Annotated in this window: 15 protein-coding genes and 1 pseudogene; 9 read left to right on the top strand and 7 right to left on the bottom strand. The window is 70.3% G+C overall.

Going from position 1 to position 17,752, the window contains the following annotated elements; genetic code table 11:
* Positions 1–10: 10 nt before the first annotated feature.
* Entirely contained in the window at positions 11–979 is a 969-nt protein-coding gene (gene speB, locus ACFY1J_RS01315; protein WP_390730360.1) for an agmatinase, read from the bottom strand.
* Between the two features lie 56 nt (positions 980–1,035).
* Positions 1,036–2,496: a sodium:solute symporter gene (locus ACFY1J_RS01310; RefSeq protein WP_390730359.1), complete on the bottom strand. Its 1,461-nt coding sequence runs from the start codon at positions 2,494–2,496 to the stop codon at positions 1,036–1,038.
* Between the two features lie 189 nt (positions 2,497–2,685).
* Here ACFY1J_RS01310 and ACFY1J_RS01305 point away from each other — a divergent pair, with 189 nt between their 5' ends.
* Both ACFY1J_RS01305 and ACFY1J_RS01300 read left to right on the top strand, forming a co-directional pair.
* Positions 2,686–4,176, top strand: a complete 1,491-nt coding sequence (locus tag ACFY1J_RS01305) for a PucR family transcriptional regulator (protein ID WP_390706727.1) — start codon at positions 2,686–2,688, stop codon at positions 4,174–4,176.
* A 65-nt stretch (positions 4,177–4,241) separates the two neighbouring features.
* A complete protein-coding gene (locus ACFY1J_RS01300) occupies positions 4,242–5,039 on the top strand; it encodes a phosphatase (protein ID WP_390706728.1) in 798 nt (265 codons plus the stop codon).
* Positions 5,040–5,131: 92 nt separating this feature from the next.
* Here ACFY1J_RS01300 and ACFY1J_RS01295 read toward each other — a convergent pair whose 3' ends face one another.
* The 5 genes and pseudogenes from ACFY1J_RS01295 to ACFY1J_RS01275 form a co-directional block, all read right to left on the bottom strand.
* On the bottom strand, positions 5,132–5,482 hold the full coding sequence (locus tag ACFY1J_RS01295; RefSeq protein ID WP_390706729.1) for a hypothetical protein: 351 nt from the start codon (positions 5,480–5,482) through the stop codon (positions 5,132–5,134).
* A gap of 334 nt (positions 5,483–5,816) precedes the next feature.
* On the bottom strand, positions 5,817–6,683 hold the full coding sequence (tesB, locus tag ACFY1J_RS01290) for an acyl-CoA thioesterase II (RefSeq protein ID WP_390706730.1): 867 nt from the start codon (positions 6,681–6,683) through the stop codon (positions 5,817–5,819).
* A 36-nt stretch (positions 6,684–6,719) separates the two neighbouring features.
* Positions 6,720–7,877 (bottom strand): acyl-CoA dehydrogenase family protein, encoded by a 1,158-nt coding sequence (locus ACFY1J_RS01285; RefSeq protein WP_390706731.1) that lies wholly within the window; start codon positions 7,875–7,877, stop codon positions 6,720–6,722.
* Between the two features lie 104 nt (positions 7,878–7,981).
* A pseudogene (locus ACFY1J_RS01280) lies at positions 7,982–8,375 on the bottom strand (hypothetical protein).
* Between the two features lie 50 nt (positions 8,376–8,425).
* Complete coding sequence (locus ACFY1J_RS01275) at positions 8,426–9,031, bottom strand: TetR/AcrR family transcriptional regulator (protein ID WP_390706732.1); 606 nt, start codon at positions 9,029–9,031, stop codon at positions 8,426–8,428.
* A 95-nt stretch (positions 9,032–9,126) separates the two neighbouring features.
* Between ACFY1J_RS01275 and ACFY1J_RS01270 the strand changes: the two genes are divergently transcribed.
* The 7 genes from ACFY1J_RS01270 to ACFY1J_RS01240 all read left to right on the top strand — a co-directional run bounded on the left by ACFY1J_RS01270 (position 9,127) and on the right by ACFY1J_RS01240 (position 17,671).
* A complete protein-coding gene (locus tag ACFY1J_RS01270) occupies positions 9,127–10,743 on the top strand; it encodes a carboxyl transferase domain-containing protein (RefSeq protein WP_390706733.1) in 1,617 nt (538 codons plus the stop codon).
* Positions 10,744–10,754: 11 nt separating this feature from the next.
* The gene (locus ACFY1J_RS01265) at positions 10,755–12,695 is read left to right on the top strand and encodes an acetyl/propionyl/methylcrotonyl-CoA carboxylase subunit alpha (RefSeq protein WP_390706734.1); all 1,941 of its coding nucleotides are present in this window, start codon (positions 10,755–10,757) and stop codon (positions 12,693–12,695) included.
* Positions 12,692–13,636, top strand: a complete 945-nt coding sequence (locus ACFY1J_RS01260; protein ID WP_390706735.1) for a hydroxymethylglutaryl-CoA lyase — start codon at positions 12,692–12,694, stop codon at positions 13,634–13,636. Before ACFY1J_RS01265 ends, ACFY1J_RS01260 begins: the two co-directional genes overlap by 4 nt.
* 5 nt (positions 13,637–13,641) lie before the next feature.
* The gene (locus ACFY1J_RS01255) at positions 13,642–14,805 is read left to right on the top strand and encodes an acyl-CoA dehydrogenase family protein (protein WP_363295302.1); all 1,164 of its coding nucleotides are present in this window, start codon (positions 13,642–13,644) and stop codon (positions 14,803–14,805) included.
* Positions 14,806–15,160: 355 nt separating this feature from the next.
* Positions 15,161–15,907, top strand: a complete 747-nt coding sequence (locus tag ACFY1J_RS01250) for a peptidase inhibitor family I36 protein (RefSeq protein WP_390706736.1) — start codon at positions 15,161–15,163, stop codon at positions 15,905–15,907.
* A gap of 134 nt (positions 15,908–16,041) precedes the next feature.
* A complete protein-coding gene (locus ACFY1J_RS01245) occupies positions 16,042–16,476 on the top strand; it encodes a hypothetical protein (protein WP_390706737.1) in 435 nt (144 codons plus the stop codon).
* 154 nt (positions 16,477–16,630) lie between these two features.
* Positions 16,631–17,671, top strand: a complete 1,041-nt coding sequence (locus ACFY1J_RS01240; protein WP_390706738.1) for an ABC transporter substrate-binding protein — start codon at positions 16,631–16,633, stop codon at positions 17,669–17,671.
* Positions 17,672–17,752: the final 81 nt, after the last annotated feature.

Below are 17,752 nucleotides of genomic sequence, written 5' to 3'. Positions count from 1 at the left end.
CTAAGGAGCGTCAGGCGTTGCGGGCCGCCGCGATCTGGCGGCTCATGATGGTGGTCAGTTCGTACGCGGTGTGCGAGGCGGCCACCGAGGTGATCTCCGCGTGGTCGTACGCGGGGGCCACCTCGACGACGTCCGCCGACACCAGGTTGCACGACGCGAGACCGCGCAGAATCTCCAGCAGCTCGCGGGAGGTCATGCCGCCGGCCTCCGGCGTGCCGGTGCCGGGCGCGTGCGCCGGGTCGAGGCAGTCGATGTCGATGGAGATGTACAGCGGGCGGTCGCCGATGCGCTGGCGCAGCTGGTCGGCGACCTCGTCGGCGCCGCGGCGGTAGATGTCCGCGGAGGTGACGATGCCGAAGCCCATCTTCTCGTCGTCGGTGAGGTCCTTCTTGCCGTACAGCGGGCCGCGGGTACCGACGTGGGAGAGCGCCTCGGTGTCGAGGATGCCCTCCTCGACCGCGCGGCGGAACGGGGTGCCGTGCGTGTACTCGGCGCCGAAGTAGGTGTCCCAGGTGTCGAGGTGGGCGTCGAAGTGGAGCAGGGCGACCGGGCCGTGCTTCTTCGCGACCGAGCGCAGCAGCGGGAGGGCGATGGTGTGGTCGCCGCCGAGGGTCATCAGCCGGGCACCGGTGCCGAGCAGCTCGTCCGCCGCCGCCTCGATGGTGTCCACGGCCTCGTTGATGTTGAACGGGTTCACGGCGATGTCGCCGCCGTCCGCGACCTGGGCGAGGGCGAAGGGGGAGGCGTCCTGCGCCGGGTTGTAGGGGCGCAGCAGCCGGGACGCCTCGCGGATGGCGTTGCCGCCGAAGCGGGCGCCCGGCCGGTACGAGACGCCGGAGTCGAACGGCACGCCCACGACGGCGACGTCGGCGGTGCCGACCTCGTCGAGGCGGGGCAGCCGGGCGAAGGTCGCGGGACCCGCGTACCGCGGGATGCGGGAGGAGTCGACGGGGCCGCGGGGCGTCTCGTTGCTGCTCATACTGAAATGCCTTCTTTCTTGCGCTTGGTCGCACATGTACTGCTTGTCATACGACTCTACTGGTGAGCCGGGACCGGTTCGGACACGAGTTCAGGGGACCGCCCGGCCAGCCGCTCGCGCCAGGTGGCGAGGACGGCCGCGTCGGTGGGCTTCGTCACCAGGGAGACGGCGACGTAGGCGACGAGGGAGGACAGCAGGCCGTAGTAGACGGGCTCATTGGCGAGGATGCCGTATCCGGCCATCAGGCCGATCACCGCGAGGCCGCCGACGATCACGGAGGCGAGGGCGCCCTGGACGGTGCCGCGCTTCCACATCAGGCCGCCGAGGATCGGCACGAGCAGCCCGCCGACGAGCAGGTTGTAGGCGACGGTCAGCGCCTCGACGACGTTGTTGAGGGCAATGGCCGTGCCGATCACGGCGAGACCCATGAGCAGGATGAAGGCACGGTTGCCCTTGACCTCGTCGTGCTCGTCCCGGGTGCGGCGCACGGCACCGCGCAGCCGGGACCAGATGTCGTTGTTGGCAACGGTGGCGCAGGCGATCAGGGCGCCGGAGGACGTGGACATCACGGCGGCGAGGGCGGCGGCCAGCACCAGTCCGCGGACGCCGACGGGCAGCTCGTCCTTGACGATGGTCGCGAAGGCGTCGTCGGCGTTGCCGAGCTTGGGGTACAGGACCCGGGCGGCCGTGCCGATGACGGCGCCGGCCAGGGCGTAGACCAGACAGTAGGTGCCGGCGACCGTGCCGCCCCACTTGGCCGTGCGGTCGCCGCGGGCGGTGAAGACGCGCTGCCAGATGTCCTGGCCGATGAGCATGCCGAACGTGTAGATCAGCACGTAGGTGAAGATCGTCTCGCCGCCGATGCCCAGCGGGTCGAAGTACTCGGTGGGCAGCTTGGCCTTCATCTCCCAGAAGCCGCCCGCCTTGACGACCGCGATCGGCAGGAGCAGGAGCAGCACGCCGATCGTCTTGACCACGAACTGCACCATGTCGGTGAGGGTGATCGACCACATGCCGCCGAGCGTGGAGTAGGCGACGACGATCGAGCCGCCGAGGATGATCGCGACGGTGCGGTTCATGTCGAACAGCACGTCGAAGATCGTGGCGTACGCGATGGTCGAGGTCACCGCGAGCATCAGGGTGTACGCCCACATGACCACGCCGGAGATGACGCCGGCCCGGCCGCCGTAGCGCAGGTCCAGCATCTCGGAGACGGTGTAGACCTTGAGGCGGGCTATGCGGGCGGAGAAGAAGACCGACAGGGCCAGCAGGCCGAGGCCGATGGTGAAGACCATCCAGGCGCCGGAGAGGCCGTACTTGTAGCCGAGGCCCACACCGCCGATGGTGGACGCGCCGCCGAGGACGATCGCCGCCATGGTGCCGGAGTACATGGCGGGCCCGAGGCGGCGCCCGGCCACCAGGAAATCGCTCTTGGACCTGGCGCGGCGCATGCCCCACCAGCCCATGGCCAGCATGCCGGCGAGATAGACGACGATCACTGTGTAGTCGACGGCCATGAAGGGCCCTCCTTCGCGCACATTCCGGTGGCGTGTCGTGCAGTTACGTGGGGGGTTCCTGGGAACAGGGACGTCGGCAGCGGATCGCGGGGACATCCGCCCGTACCCGCGACTGCCGGTCTGGACTTGACACTAGGTGGCCGGAAAGAGACTGCGAAGTGTACGTTTCATCCATTCGCGCGGAACGGGATGGAGGGAACGCACACCATGTCGGAAACGCACGCACCAGCGGTCCCACCCACCCCACCGGTCCCGCTGACGGCCCTGCTGGCGCGCGAGGACCTCGCCCTGCGGCAGATCGCCGGGCCCCCGGCCGAGGGCATCGTGATCCACTGGGCGCACACCTCGGAGATGGCCGACCCGTACCCGTATCTGCTGGGCGGTGAGCTGCTGCTGACGGCGGGCGTGCACGTCCCGGAGGCGGCGGGCTCGGGGTCCTACTTCGACGGCTATGTCTCCCGGATCGTGGCGGCGGGCGGCACCGCCCTCGGCTTCGGCCTCGCCCCGGTCCACGACACGGTGCCGCGCGCCCTGGTGGCGGCCTGCGACGCCTATGAGCTGCCCCTGCTGGAGGTCCCGCCGCAGACCACGTTCTCGGGGATCGCCCGCGCGGTCTGGCAGCTCATGGCCCAGGCCCGGCTGGCCGAGCTGCGCCGCACGACCGAGGCCCAGCAGAGCCTGGCAGCGGCCGCCTCCCGCCCCGACCCGGTCCCCTCGGTCCTGCGCCAGCTGGCCCAGCGGCTCGGCGGCTGGGCGGCGCTGTACGGGCCGGACGGCACCCGGATCGCGACGGCGGGCCGAGGCCCCGAGGAGGAGGTGCGCGAGGCGCTGGAGGAGCTGGCGGGCGTGGTACGGCCCACCCGGGCACAGGCACCCACCTCCGCCGCCGGCACCGCCGCGGACACCCACCTCGCCGCCTACGCGCTCGGCACCGGGCAGGGCTTCGTCCTCGGGGTGGCCACCGCCCGTCGCGAACCCGGCGACCACACCATCGCCTCCGTGGCCGCCGTCCTGCTCTCCCTGCTGACCGGGGAGCATCAGAGCGGGGCCGGCGCGGCACGCTCCTCGGCGCTCGTACGGCTGCTGCTGGGGGCGCCGCCGGAGGACGTGGCCCCGCTGGTGGGGGGCGAGCGGTGGGTCGTGGTGCACGCGCGGCCGGATGCGCAGGCGCCGGACGCGGTGGCCGCCTCGGCGCTGGGCGCCGCCCTCGGGTCGCCGCTGGTCGACCTCGCCCGTGACGTCGTACGGGTCCTCGTGCCGGCCGAGCGCGAACCGGCCCCGCAGCCCGGCTGGGCCCTCGGCGTCAGCGCCGCCGTTACCCCGCACGAGTGGCCGTCGGCCGACACCCAGGCGGCCCGCGCCCTGGCCCGCGCCCGTGCCACCCGCACCGCGCTGGTCCGGCACGGCGACCGCCCCGGACTCGACGACCTGGTTCCCGGCGCGGAGGCCGAGGCGCACGCCCGCGCCGTGCTCGCCCCGATCGCGGCCAAGCCGGCGCTCACCGACACCCTGCGCGCCTGGCTTTCCCTGCACGGCAGTTGGGACCGCACGGCGGTGGCGCTGACGGTGCACCGCAACACCGTGCGGCAGCGGATCGCCCGCTGTGCCGCGCTTCTTGACGCGGACCTCGACGATCCCGATGTGCGCATGGAGCTCTGGTTCGCGCTGAAACACCTGTGAGTGACCCACGTCCCAGCGCACGATACGCAGGGAAATCGCACAGCGCGCTGCCCCACAATGGGAGCATGCCGATACCCGGGACACCCAGCCGCGCCGAGCTCGTCGACCACCTTGTGAGGACCCGTATAGCGGGCGACGTCGCCACCCCCCGCGAGAACAACCTGAACCACTACCGCAGGCTGGCGAACGGCGAGCGCAACTTCTGGCTCGGGCTGGAACTCGGGGACCGCTGGCGGGACGAGCAGGACGTGCTCGCGGTGATGGCGGAGCGGGTCGGGGTGAACGACGACCCCGAGTACCGCTACGGACAGGACACGATCGACCCCGAACTCACCGTCGACGCCCTGCAACGGCTGGCGGGACGGCTGCGCAAGGCGGCCGACGGACAGCAGCGGGTGCTGTTCGCCACCGGCCACCCGGGCGGCCTGCTGGACGTGCACCGCGCCACGGCCGCCGCGCTGCGCACCGCCGGCTGCGAGATCGTGGTCATCCCCGACGGGCTGCAGACGGAGGAGGGTTACGTCATGCAGTTCGCGGACGTGGCAGTGCTCGAACACGGCGCCACGCTGTGGCACACCCACTCCGGCGAGCCGATGCGGGCCATTCTCATGGGACTTGAGCGCGAGGGGCGCCCGCTGCCCGACCTGGTCGTCGCGGACCACGGCTGGGCCGGGTACGCCGGTCAGGCCGGCCTCGACTCCGTCGGTTACGCGGACTGCAACGACCCGGCCCTGTTCCTCGCCGAGTCGGAGGACACCCTGCAGGTGGCGGTGCCGCTGGACGACCATGTGGTCAGCCCGCGCCACTACGACCCCCTGACGGCGTATCTGCTGGCGGAAGCGGGCCTGGCACAGGGCATTTGACGGCGGCTCACGGCCCGCTCTCCTGACACACCGCGACGTGCGGCTCCCTCCACGGAGCCGCACGTCGTGCTCTGTGTGCGTGCGGAGAATCCTCAGCGGCCGCCGTGTCCACCTCCATTGCCGCCGCCGTGGTCACCGCCGTTACCGCCGTGGTCACCGCCGTTACCGCCGTGATCGCCGTGGTCACCGCCGTGGTCGCCACGGTCACCGCCGTGGTCGCCACGATCGCCGTGGTCACCGCCGTGGTCGCCACGATCGCCGTGGTCACCATGGTCACCGCGGAAGCCGTGGTCGCAGTTGTCGCAGTCGGTGCTGTAGCTGCTGTGCTCGTGGGACGGGGCGGACGCCGATGCCGTGCCCGCCGCGCCGAGCGCGGCTCCACCGGCCATCAGCAGACCGGCTGCGGACACCGCAACGAGACGCTTCGCGCGTTGTGGTCGCATGGGAAATACCTTTCGTTCCATCGCGTCTCGCAACTCCCGCAGGGGAGCGCGAGGTTGATGGCCGCTGCCGCAAAAAGGGGAAGTGCGGCGCGGTCTGAGGTGTCACCGCGTATTCAGGAGAGACACGTGGCCGACCGCCGACGCCTCCGGGCCGCGCACGGTTGCGCCTCCTGGGCCCGCGGCCCTGGTCCCGTGGTATCGGGACCGGGTCGGCCGGTCGTGCCGTGTTATGCGGCTTTCAACCAAAGAGCCTAGTACAGCATTCACATATAGGCCAGTTCGGAAGTACCGAACAAAGCACCTTCTTACGGACTTATCACATGCTTACGGACTTCTAACGTGGAACCCGGACCACGCCTTCCTGGATGACCGAGATCGCGAGCTGTCCGTCCTGCGTGTAGATACGGGCCTGCCCGAGCCCGCGGCCGCCGTGCGCGGACGGTGACTCCTGGTCGTACAGCAGCCACTCGTCGGCGCGGAACGGACGGTGGAACCACATCGCGTGGTCCAGCGAGGCACCCACGACGTCACCCACGGCCCAGCCGCCGCGGCCGTGGGCGAGCAGCACCGAGTCGAGCAGCGTCATGTCGGAGACGTACGTGGCGAGCACGACGTGCAGCAGGGGGTCGTCGTCGAGCTTGCCGTTGGTGCGGAACCACACCTGCGAGTGCGGCTCGCGCGGCTCGCCGAACTTCCCGTACGGCGGCTCGTCGACATAGCGCAGGTCGACCGCCTCGCGCGCCTCCAGGAACTTCTCGACGATCGCGCGGTCGAGGTGCCCGTAGCCGCGCAGCCGCTCCTGGGAGGTGGGCAGCGTCTCCGGGGCGGGTGCGGGTGGCATGGGCGTCTGGTGGTCGAGGCCGTCCTCGTACGCCTGGAAGGACGCGGACAGGACGAAGATCGGCCTGCCGTGCTGGATGGCGACCACCCGGCGGGTGGTGAAGGAGCGGCCGTCACGGATGCGCTCGACGTTGTAGACGATGGGCGCGCCCGGGTCGCCGATGCGCAGGAAGTACGCGTGCAGCGAGTGGGCGAGCCGGTCGGCCGGGACCGTGCGTCCGGCGGCGACCAGCGCCTGGGCCGCGACCTGTCCGCCGAAGACCCGCGGGACGACGGCGGACCGGGACTGGCCGCGGAAGATGTTCTCCTCGATCTGCTCTAGGTCGAGCAGATCGAGGAGCTCCTGGAGTGCCTGGCTCATGGGAGAAGGTTGTACCGGCCAGTGATGTCGTGGGCCTTACAGGCCCATGTCCTTGGCGATGATCGACTTCATGATCTCGCTGGTGCCGCCGTAGATGCGGTTGACGCGGTTGTCCGCGTACAGGCGGGCGATCGGGTACTCGTTCATGAAGCCGTAGCCGCCGTGCAGCTGGAGGCAGCGGTCGATCACGCGGTGGGCGACCTCGGTGCAGAAGAGCTTGGCGGAGGCGGCCTCGGCCGGGGTCAGCTCACCGGCGTCGAGAGCCTCCGTCGCGCGGTCGGCGACGGCCTCGGCCGCGTCCACCTCGGCCTGGCAGGCGGCCAGCTCGAACTTGGTGTTCTGGAAGGACGCGACGGTCTGGCCGAAGACGGTGCGCTGCTGGACGTAGTCCTTGGCGAACCGGACGGCGGCCTTGGCCTGCGCGTAGGCGCCGTAGGCGATGCCCCAGCGCTCGGAGGCGAGGTTGTGGCCGAGGTAGTAGAAGCCCCGGTTCTCCTCGCCGAGGAGGTCCTCGACCGGGACCTTGACGTCGACGAACGCCAGCTCGGCGGTGTCGGAGGTCTTCAGGCCCAGCTTGTCGAGCTTGCGGCCGATGGAGTAGCCCTCGGCCTTGGTGTCCACCACGAAGAGGGAGATGCCGTGGCGGCGGTCCTCGGCGGTGGGCGCGGCGGTGCGGGCGCAGACGATCATGCGGTCGGCGTGCACACCGCCGGTGATGAAGGTCTTGGCGCCGTTGAGGACGTAGTGCGTGCCGTCCTCGGAGAGCTTGGCGGTGGTCCGCATGCCCGCGAGGTCGGAGCCGGTGCCCGGCTCGGTCATCGCGATGGCCCACATCTCCTCGCCGGAGACGAACTTCGGCAGGAAGCGCTTCTTCTGCTCGTCGGAGGCGAGCAGCTTGATGTACGGCAGGCCGAGCAGCACGTGCACGCCGGAGCCGCCGAAGGTGATGCCGGCGCGGGCGGTCTCCTCGTACAGGACGGCCTCGAACTTGTACGAGTCGATGCCGGCGCCGCCGTACTCCTCGTCGACACGGATGCCGAAGACGCCGAGCTCGGCGAGCTTGTAGTAGAAGTCGCGGGGCGCCTGGCCGGCGGCGAGCCACTCGTCGTACACGGGCACGACCTCGGCCTCGATGAAGGCGCGGATGGTCTCCCGGAACGCCTCGTGATCCTCGTTGAACAGCGTACGGCGCACTCCGCCACCTCCACGTACTTCGGCATGTCTAAGCGCTTGCTCAGACCCCAAGATACCGGCGAGTACGTTCAGACGTCCAGGGTGACCTTCCCCACCCGTTCGGCTCAGTCCCCGGCCTTGCCGTAACGGCGGAACGCGGAGGTCTCCAGGAACCAGGGGCCGAAGGGGACCGAGTCGCCGTAGATGTACGGATCCTTGCGGGTGTACCGGCCCTTGCACGGATCGGAATGCACCTCGATCGTGCCGGTGCGCGGGTCGACGATCATGTAGTGGTCGATACCCATGGCCGGGTAGTCGTCAAGCTTCTCGACGCGTCGCAAGAAGCTGCTCGTCCAGCTGCTTGCAGATGCGGCGGATCGTGCCCTCGTGCCGCTTCGACGGGCACATCATGGCCAGTATCGGACCCGACGGCCCGATCTCGACGCTCCAAGCCCCTTCGAGGTGCTCGGCGTAGGCTCCGAGCTCCTCGGCGATCGCGCGCATCTTGGCGTAGTCCATGCCCATGTCCTCAGCGTACTGAGGCAGACCGACACCGACCCGCTCTCGGCTCAGTCCCCGGCGGTCTCCGCCGCGGCGAGTGCGCCTCGGGCCATTCGATGGAGGAGGGTGGCCGTGGCTGTGCGGCCTGGGAGCGAGCCGGGGCGTCCCAGGTGCGGCGTGGAGTTCAGCAGGCCGAAGACCGAGTGCACCGCCGACCGGGCCGACGGTTCCGCCAGGCCCGGGTACACCTCCCGCACGACCTCCACCCACAGCTCGACGTACTGCCGCTGCAACTGGCGCACCAGCTTGCGGTCGCTGTCCCGGAGGCGGTCCAGCTCGCGGTCGTGCAGGGTGATCAGGGGGCGGTCGTCGAGGGCGAAGTCGATGTGGCCCTCGATGAGGGAGTCGAGGACCGCCGAGGGACCGGCCGCGCCGTCGGCCTCCGCCAGGCGCCGCTTCGCCCCGGTCAGCAGCTGACCGCTGATCCCGACCAGAAGCTCCGCGAGCATCGCGTCCTTGCCCGCGAAGTGCCGGTAGAGACCGGGGCCGCTGATTCCGACCGCGGCCCCTATCTCGTCGACTCCGACGCCGTGGAAGCCGCGCTCGGCGAAGAGCCGAGCGGCCTCCTTGAGGATCTGCTCACGGCGGGTGGGGGCGTCGGTTCTGGTGACCATGCAGGCAATTCTAGACAGGGAGGTTAGCGGTCGTTAACCTGAAGGAAATGGTTAACGCTCATTAACAGTCGATCGCTGGGTGAGGGGACCGCAGGATGCAAGAGGCACCGGAGCTGACGAGCGCGGCAGATCCCGCGTCGGAGGCCTGGCGAGCCAACGAGGAAGCCCACCTCGCACTCGTCGGGGAGCTGCGCGGCAGGCTGGCCGCGGCGGCGCTCGGCGGCGGCGAGAAGGCGCGCGCCCGGCACACCGCGCGCGGCAAGCTGCTGCCGCGCGACCGCGTGGACACGCTGCTGGACCCGGGCTCGCCGTTCCTGGAGCTCGCACCGCTCGCGGCCGAGGGGATGTACGACGGCCAGGCCCCGGCCGCGGGCGTGATCGCCGGGATCGGGCGGGTCAGCGGGCGCGAGTGCGTGATCGTCGCCAACGACGCCACCGTCAAGGGCGGCACGTACTACCCGATGACGGTGAAGAAGCACCTGCGCGCACAGGAGGTGGCCCTGGAGAACCGCCTCCCCTGCGTCTACCTCGTCGACTCCGGCGGCGCCTTCCTGCCCATGCAGGACGAGGTGTTCCCGGACCGCGAGCACTTCGGGCGGATCTTCTACAACCAGGCCCGGATGTCCGGCGCGGGCATCCCCCAGATCGCCGCCGTCCTCGGATCCTGCACCGCCGGTGGCGCGTACGTCCCGGCGATGAGCGACGAGGCCGTGATCGTCCGCAACCAAGGGACGATCTTCCTGGGCGGGCCCCCGCTGGTGAAGGCCGCCACCGGTGAGGTGGTGACCGCCGAGGAGCTGGGCGGCGGCGAGGTCCACTCCCGGATCTCCGGGGTCACCGACCACCTCGCCGAGGACGACGCCCACGCGCTGCGGATCGTGCGCACCATCGTCGCCACGCTGCCCGCGCGCGGGGCGCTCCCCTGGGAGGTCACCGCGGCGGCCGAGCCCAAGGTCGACCCGTACGGGCTGTACGGGGCGGTGCCGGTCGACTCCCGCACCCCCTACGACGTACGCGAGATCATCGCGCGCGTGGTCGACGGCTCCCGTTTCGCGGAGTTCAAGTCCGAGTTCGGGCAGACCCTGATCACCGGCTTCGCCCGGATCCACGGCCACCCGGTCGGGATCGTCGCCAACAACGGCATCCTGTTCTCCGAGTCGGCCCAGAAGGGCGCCCACTTCATCGAGCTGTGCGACCAGCGCGGCATCCCGCTGGTGTTCCTGCAGAACATCTCCGGCTTCATGGTCGGCAGGGACTACGAGGCCGGCGGCATCGCCAAGCACGGCGCCAAGATGGTGACGGCGGTCGCCTGCACGCGCGTGCCGAAGCTGACGGTGGTGGTCGGCGGTTCGTACGGCGCGGGGAACTACTCGATGTGCGGCCGGGCCTACTCCCCCCGCTTCCTGTGGATGTGGCCCAACGCCAAGATCTCCGTCATGGGCGGCGAGCAGGCCGCCTCCGTCCTCGCGACCGTCAAGCGGGACCAGCTGGAGGCGCGCGGCGAGCAGTGGCCCGCGCCGGACGAGGAGGCCTTCAAGGCCCCCATCCGCGCGCAGTACGAGCGGCAGGGCAACGCCTACTACGCCACGGCCCGGCTCTGGGACGACGGCGTGATCGACCCGCTGGAGACCCGTCAGGTGCTGGGCCTCGCCCTGACCGCTTGTGCCAACGCGCCACTGGGTGAGCCCCAGTTCGGCGTCTTCCGGATGTGAGGAGGGGAACCGTGTTCGACACAGTGCTCGTGGCCAACCGGGGCGAGATCGCCGTACGCGTCATCCGTACGCTCCGCTCGCTGGGCGTGCGCTCGGTGGCCGTCTTCTCCGACGCCGACGCCGACGCGCGGCACGTACGGGAGGCCGACACGGCGGTACGGATCGGTCCGGCGCCGGCCGCCGAGAGCTATCTGTCGGTGGAGCGGCTGCTGGCGGCCGCCGCCCGCACCGGCGCCCAGGCGGTCCACCCGGGGTACGGCTTCCTGGCGGAGAACGCCGGGTTCGCGCGCGCGTGCGCCGAGGCGGGGCTGGTCTTCATCGGCCCGCCCGCGGACGCGATCTCCCTCATGGGCGACAAGATCCGCGCCAAGGAGACGGTGCGGGCGGCCGGGGTGCCGGTCGTGCCCGGCTCCAGCGGGAGCGGGCTGAGCGATGCCCAGCTGGCCGACGCGGCCCGGGAGATCGGTGTGCCCGTGCTGCTCAAGCCGTCGGCGGGCGGTGGCGGCAAGGGCATGCGCCTGGTGCGCGAACTGTCGGTGCTGGAGGAGGAGATCGCCGCGGCCCGCCGCGAGGCGCGCGCCTCCTTCGGTGACGACACGCTCCTGGTGGAGCGCTGGGTGGACCGCCCCCGGCACATCGAGATCCAGGTCCTGGCCGACGGCCACGGCAATGTGGTGCACCTGGGCGAGCGCGAGTGCTCGCTCCAGCGCCGGCACCAGAAGATCATCGAGGAGGCGCCGAGCGTGCTCCTCGACGAGGAGATCCGGGCCGGGATGGGCGAGGCCGCGGTGCAGGCGGCCCGGTCGTGCGGATACCGGGGCGCGGGCACGGTGGAGTTCATCGTGCCGGGCGGCGACCCGTCGTCGTACTACTTCATGGAGATGAACACCCGTCTCCAGGTGGAGCACCCGGTCACCGAGCTGATCACCGGGCTCGACCTGGTGGAGTGGCAGCTGCGGGTGGCGGCGGGCGAGCGGCTGCCGTTCGCGCAGGAGGACGTCCGGCTGACCGGCCACGCGGTCGAGGCCCGGATCTGCGCCGAGGACCCCGCGCGCGGGTTCCTGCCGTCCGGCGGCACCGTGCTGCGGCTGCGCGAGCCCCAGGGCGAAGGCCTGCGCACCGACTCCGGGCTCAGCGAGGGCACCGAGGTGGGCAGCCTGTACGACCCGATGCTGTCCAAGGTGATCGCGTACGGCCCCGACCGGGAGACCGCGCTGCGCAGGCTGCGCGCGGCGCTGGCCGAGACGGTCACGCTGGGCGTGCAGACCAACGCGGCCTTCCTGCGGCGGCTCCTCGCCCATCCGGCGGTCGTCGCGGGCGAGTTGGACACGGGTCTGGTGGAGCGGGTGGTGGACGAACTCGTCGCCACGGACGTACCTGACGAGGTGTACGAGGCCGCGGCGGCCGTGCGGCTCGACGGCCTGCGTCCCCGGGGCGACGGCTGGACCGACCCGTTCTCGGTGCCGAACGGCTGGCGGCTCGGCGGCACGCCGCGGCCCGTGGGCTTCCACCTGCGGGTGAGCGACCCCGTGGAGTACGTCCCGCGCGGCACCCACACCGTCACCGCGGACTCGGTGGCCGTCACCCTCGACGGGGTCCGCCACACCTTCCACCGCGTGGCCGACTGGATCGGCCGCGACGGCGAGGCCTGGCACGTGCGCGACCACGACCCGGTGGCGGCGTCCCTCACCCGGGCCGGGCACGCGGGCGCCGACTCGCTCACCGCGCCCATGCCGGGCACGGTCACGGTCGTGAAGGTGGCCGTCGGTGACGAAGTGACCGCCGGACAGAGCCTGTTGGTGGTCGAGGCGATGAAGATGGAGCACGTCGTCTCCGCCCCGCACGCCGGCACGGTCGCCGAGCTGGATGTGAAGCCCGGCACGACGGTCGCCATGGACCAGGTGCTGGCGGTCATCGCGCCGCACGAGGAAGAAGGAGCGGCGGAGTCATGACAGCCGAGCAACTCCCCATGGTCGTACCGGCCTCGGACCTGCCCCAGCGGGTGCGGATCCACGAGGTGGGCGCACGCGACGGCCTGCAGAACGAGAAGCTGGCCGTACCGACGGAGATCAAGGCGGAGTTCATCCGCCGGCTGGCCGACGCGGGCCTGACGACCATCGAGGCGACGAGCTTCGTGCACCCCAAGTGGGTGCCCCAACTGGCGGACGCGGAGCAGCTGTTCCCGCTCGTCAGGGAGCTCAAAGGCGTGCACCTGCCGGTGCTGGTACCCAACGGGCGCGGGCTCGACCGCGCACTGGCCCTGGGCGCGGACCGCGTGGCCGTCTTCGCCAGCGCGACCGAGTCCTTCGCCAAGGCCAACCTCAACCGGACGGTGGACGAGTCGCTCGGCGTCTTCGCGCCGGTGGTGGCCCGCGCGAAGGAGACGGGCGCCCATGTGCGCGGCTATGTCTCGATGTGCTTCGGCGACCCCTGGGAGGGCGCGGTCCCCATCCACCAGGTCGTGCGCGTGTGCAGGGCGCTGATGGACATGGGCTGCGACGAGCTGAGCCTGGGCGACACGATCGGGGTCGCGACCCCGGGTCATGTCCTCGAACTCCTCTCCGTGCTCAACGAGGAGGGCGTGCCGACGAATGTGATCGGCGTGCACTTCCACGACACCTACGGCCAGGCACTGGCCAACACCTATGCGGCACTGGAACACGGGGTCACGACGATCGACGCCTCCGCAGGAGGCCTCGGCGGCTGCCCCTACGCCAAGTCCGCGACCGGCAATCTCGCCACCGAAGACCTCGTCTGGATGCTGCAGGGCCTCGGCATCGACACCGGGGTCGACCTCGGCCGTCTCGTCGCCACCAGCGTGTGGATGGCCGCCCACCTGGGCCGACCCAGCCCGTCCCGCACCGTACGCGCCCTGTCCCACAAGGAGCAGTGATCACCATGGACCACCGACTCTCCCCCGAACTCGAAGAACTCCGCCGCACGGTGGAGGAGTTCGCCCACGACGTCGTGGCGCCGAAGATCGGTGACTTCTACGAACGGCACGAGTTCCCTTACGAGATCGTCCGCGAGATGGGCCGCATGGGCCTGTTCGGGCTGCCGTTCCCGGAGGAGTACGGCGGCATGGGCGGCGACTATCTGGCGCTCGGCGTGGCGCTGGAGGAGCTGGCCCGGGTGGACTCGTCGGTCGCGATCACGCTCGAGGCCGGGGTCTCACTCGGTGCCATGCCGATCCATCTCTTCGGCACGGAGGAGCAGAAGCGCGAGTGGCTGCCCCGGCTGTGCAGCGGCGAGATGCTGGGCGCGTTCGGGCTCACGGAGCCGGACGGCGGCTCGGACGCGGGCGCGACGCGTACGACGGCCCGCCTCGACCCGGAGACGGACGAGTGGGTGATCAACGGCTCGAAGTGCTTCATCACCAACTCGGGTACGGACATCACGGGGTTGGTGACGGTCACCGCGGTCACCGGCCGCAAGCCGGACGGCCGGCCGCGGATCTCCGCGATCATCGTCCCGTCGGGCACTCCCGGCTTCACCGTGGCGGCCCCCTACTCGAAGGTGGGCTGGAACGCCTCGGACACCCGTGAGCTGTCCTTCTCGGACGTCCGTGTCCCGGCGGCCAATCTGCTGGGCGAGGAGGGCCGGGGCTATGCGCAGTTCCTGCGCATCCTCGACGAGGGCCGCATCGCCATCGCGGCGCTCGCGACCGGTCTGGCGCAGGGCTGTGTGGACGAGTCGGTGAAGTACGCGAAGGAGCGGCAGGCCTTCGGCCGGCCGATCGGTGCCAACCAGGCGATCCAGTTCAAGATCGCCGACATGGAGATGAAGGCCCACACGGCCCGCCTCGCCTGGCGCGACGCGGCGAGCCGCCTGGTCGCCGGCGAGCCCTTCAAGAAGGAGGCGGCCCTGGCCAAGCTCTACTCCTCCACGATCGCGGTCGACAACGCCCGCGACGCCACCCAGGTGCACGGCGGCTACGGCTTCATGAACGAGTACCCGGTGGCCCGGATGTGGCGCGACTCCAAGATCCTGGAGATCGGCGAGGGGACGAGCGAGGTGCAGCGGATGCTGATCGCCCGGGAGCTGGGACTGGTCGCCGGCTGAGGCCGCCCGCCGTCTCCGCACCTGGCCTCCAAGCCCCCTCTGACGCCCCCTGACGCACCCTCAACGGATAACACTTGGCCAAAAGTTGGCGGTCATGTTAGATTCCGATCAGATTCCGATCACCTGCCCATGGCACCCCACCGACCACCGGGGATGCGCAGGATCGGAAGGGGAAAACGGGGGAGAGATTTCGTCGTGAGCGACATTCCATTGCGGTGACGCGTGCCTTCGGCACGGCGTCGCATTCGCTGACGGTTTCACGCCTGCCTCCGGGCCATTCGGTTTTCGGCCGACCGCCCGGACGATTCGACGTGCTCTCTTCCCCGCTGTGCGCCAACTGAACCAGGGGGTATTTGTGCGCATACGCACCATGCTGACCATTGCGGCCGTCGGCTCCATGACGCTGACCGGTCTGGCCGCCACGCCTTCGCTGGCGGCCGGTGAGACCGGCTCCGCCACCGACGTCGTGACGGGAGTCCTCACGCCCGAGCAGGAGACGGCGGTCCGTACGGCTCCTGGCTCCACCGACAAGGTGGACATGTACTACAAGGGGGAGAAGATCGACCCCGCGTCCGACTGGAAGGGCGCGAACGTCTGCGTCGAGGTGTCGGAGGACGGCACCATGCGGTGCTTCGACAGCGACGCCGAGTCCAACAAGTACCTTGCCGCGCACGCGCCCACGGCCCAGGCGCGGGCGGGCGCGAAGCAGGCACTGGCGAGCCCGAAGCAGATGAAGCTCGCGCTGACGAGCCCGAAGCAGGCCAAGCAGGGAGTCGCGGCCCGGGGTTACTCGGACTGCCCCAGCTCCTATGTGTGCCTGTGGCAGGACGCCAACTACTCCGGCCGGCGTCTGCAGTGGCCGACCTATGCGGAGGCCAAGACCCGTCACCTCGACCAGTACTCGCCCTCGTTCCGGGACAAGGCCAGTTCCGCGTTCGTGAACCGGCCGCAGCGCGGTGTCGAGCTGTACGACTTCCGCACGGGCATGCCGGATCCCCACCTTTTCCTGGGGGCGGGCTACAGCCTTTATTCGAATTTCAAGGACATTGACTACACCTACGGCGGCAGCTGGAACGACAGGGCCGACGCCATCAAGTTCTGACAGGTAATTCCAGCCGTACCCGATTCCAGCCGTACCGGCACCCCGCGCGGGGTGCCGGTACCGTGGCATTTCCCGCCCACCCCATGTCCCCGCCCTTGTATCCGATGTATCCGATGTATCCGATGGAGACCTCCGTGAAGCGCACCCCCCGCATCGCCGCCGTTTTCGCACTCGGCGCCGTCCTCGCCGCCGGAACCACCGCCTGCTCCACCGAGAGCACCGCGAAGCCGGACAAGATCGGGGTCGTGGAGAAGCTGCCCGACGACACGGACAAGGCGCAGTCGAAGCAGAACGCCGCGGAGTTCCGGTCCTGGGTCAAGGAGCACGGAACCGCGGAGCAGAAGACCGCCGTCACCCGCGTCGACCGCATCCTCGGCGAGTGGAACAAGCTGACGGGCAACGCGTACATCTCCACCGACATCAACGGCGGGAAGACGCAGGTGGCGGACCCGCAGGCGGCCGCCACCGCGATCGCCAAGGCCTTCGCCTCCTGGAAGGACTCGAAGGAAGGCTACGCGTCCGTCTACGACGTCTACGGCAACGCCGTCATCACCAACTACAAGTTCTGACGGCCGCGTTGACGATCGGGGTGTGAAGCAACCGGGCACAGGCGGCCCACTCGCCCGGCTCCGGCCCGCCCTCTGGACAACTACTAAGGTTAGGCTAACCTAGCTTGGAACTTGTCCGGCGGGCGCTTCGCCCCGGTCGAAAGCAGTCATACCCATGTCCCATGCCCGTGCCACCCACCTCACTCGCCGCGGTCTGCTCGCCGCGGGCGGCGCCCTCGGACTCGGTGCCGCACTCACCGCCTGCGGGGACGACAAGGGCAGCGAAGACGCGGGCTCGGGCGAGCAGGCGAAGGCCGCCGAGTCCGGCCCCTGGACCTTCAAGGACGACCGCGGCACGACCGTGAAGCTGGACAGGGTCCCGGCGAACATCGTCGCGTTCACCGGCGTCGCCGCCGCGCTCCACGACTACGGCATCCCGGTCAAGGGCGTGTTCGGCCCGACGACGACCAAGGACGGCAAGGCCGACGTCCAGGCCGGCGACATGGACGTCAGCAAGGTCACGGTCCTCGGCAACACCTGGGGCCAGTTCAACGTCGAGAAGTACGCGGCCCTCGCCCCGGACGTGCTTGTCTCCACGATGTTCGACTCCGCGGGCACCCTCTGGTACGTCCCCGACGAGTCCAAGGACAAGATCGCCAAGCTCGCCCCGAGCGTCGGCATCTCCGTCTACGACCGCCAGCTCACCGCGTCCCTGCAGCGCATGTGGGAGCTCGCCGAGTCGCTCGGCGCCGATATGAAGGCCGCCGCGGTCACCGGCGCGAAGAAGCGCTTCGAGGACGCCGCCGCCCGGCTGCGCGCGGCCGCCAAGGCCAAGCCCGGCATCAAGGTGCTGGCCGGTTCCGCGAGCGCCGATCTCTTCTATGTCTCCGGCACCAACCTCTCGATCGACCTGGAGTACTTCAAGGCCCTCGGCGTGAACTTCGTCGAGCCGCCGGAGAGCGCCAAGAAGCAGGGCGGCGGCTGGTTCGAGTCGCTGAGCTGGGAGAACGTCGACAAGTACCAGGCCGACATCATCATGATGGACGACCGCTCCTCGACCATCCAGCCCGCCGACATCACCAAGGCGACCTGGAAGAAGCTGCCCGCGGTCAAGGCGGGCCAGGTCATCGCCCGCTCCCCCGAGCCGATCCTGTCGTACGACAAGTGCGTGCCGCTGCTCACCGGCCTCGCCGAGGCGCTGGAGAAGGCCAACTAGGCGCTTCGCCGGGAGAGGGCCGTTTGCATCGTGGGCGGCTGCGGGCCGTGTGTGGCTGGTCGCGCCCACGCGGCGGAGCCG

Source organism: Streptomyces sp. NPDC001406 (genome assembly GCF_042895285.1).
Taxonomy (GTDB): Bacteria; Actinomycetota; Actinomycetes; order Streptomycetales; family Streptomycetaceae; genus Streptomyces.
This window is presented reverse-complemented; position numbering and strand designations above follow the sequence as displayed.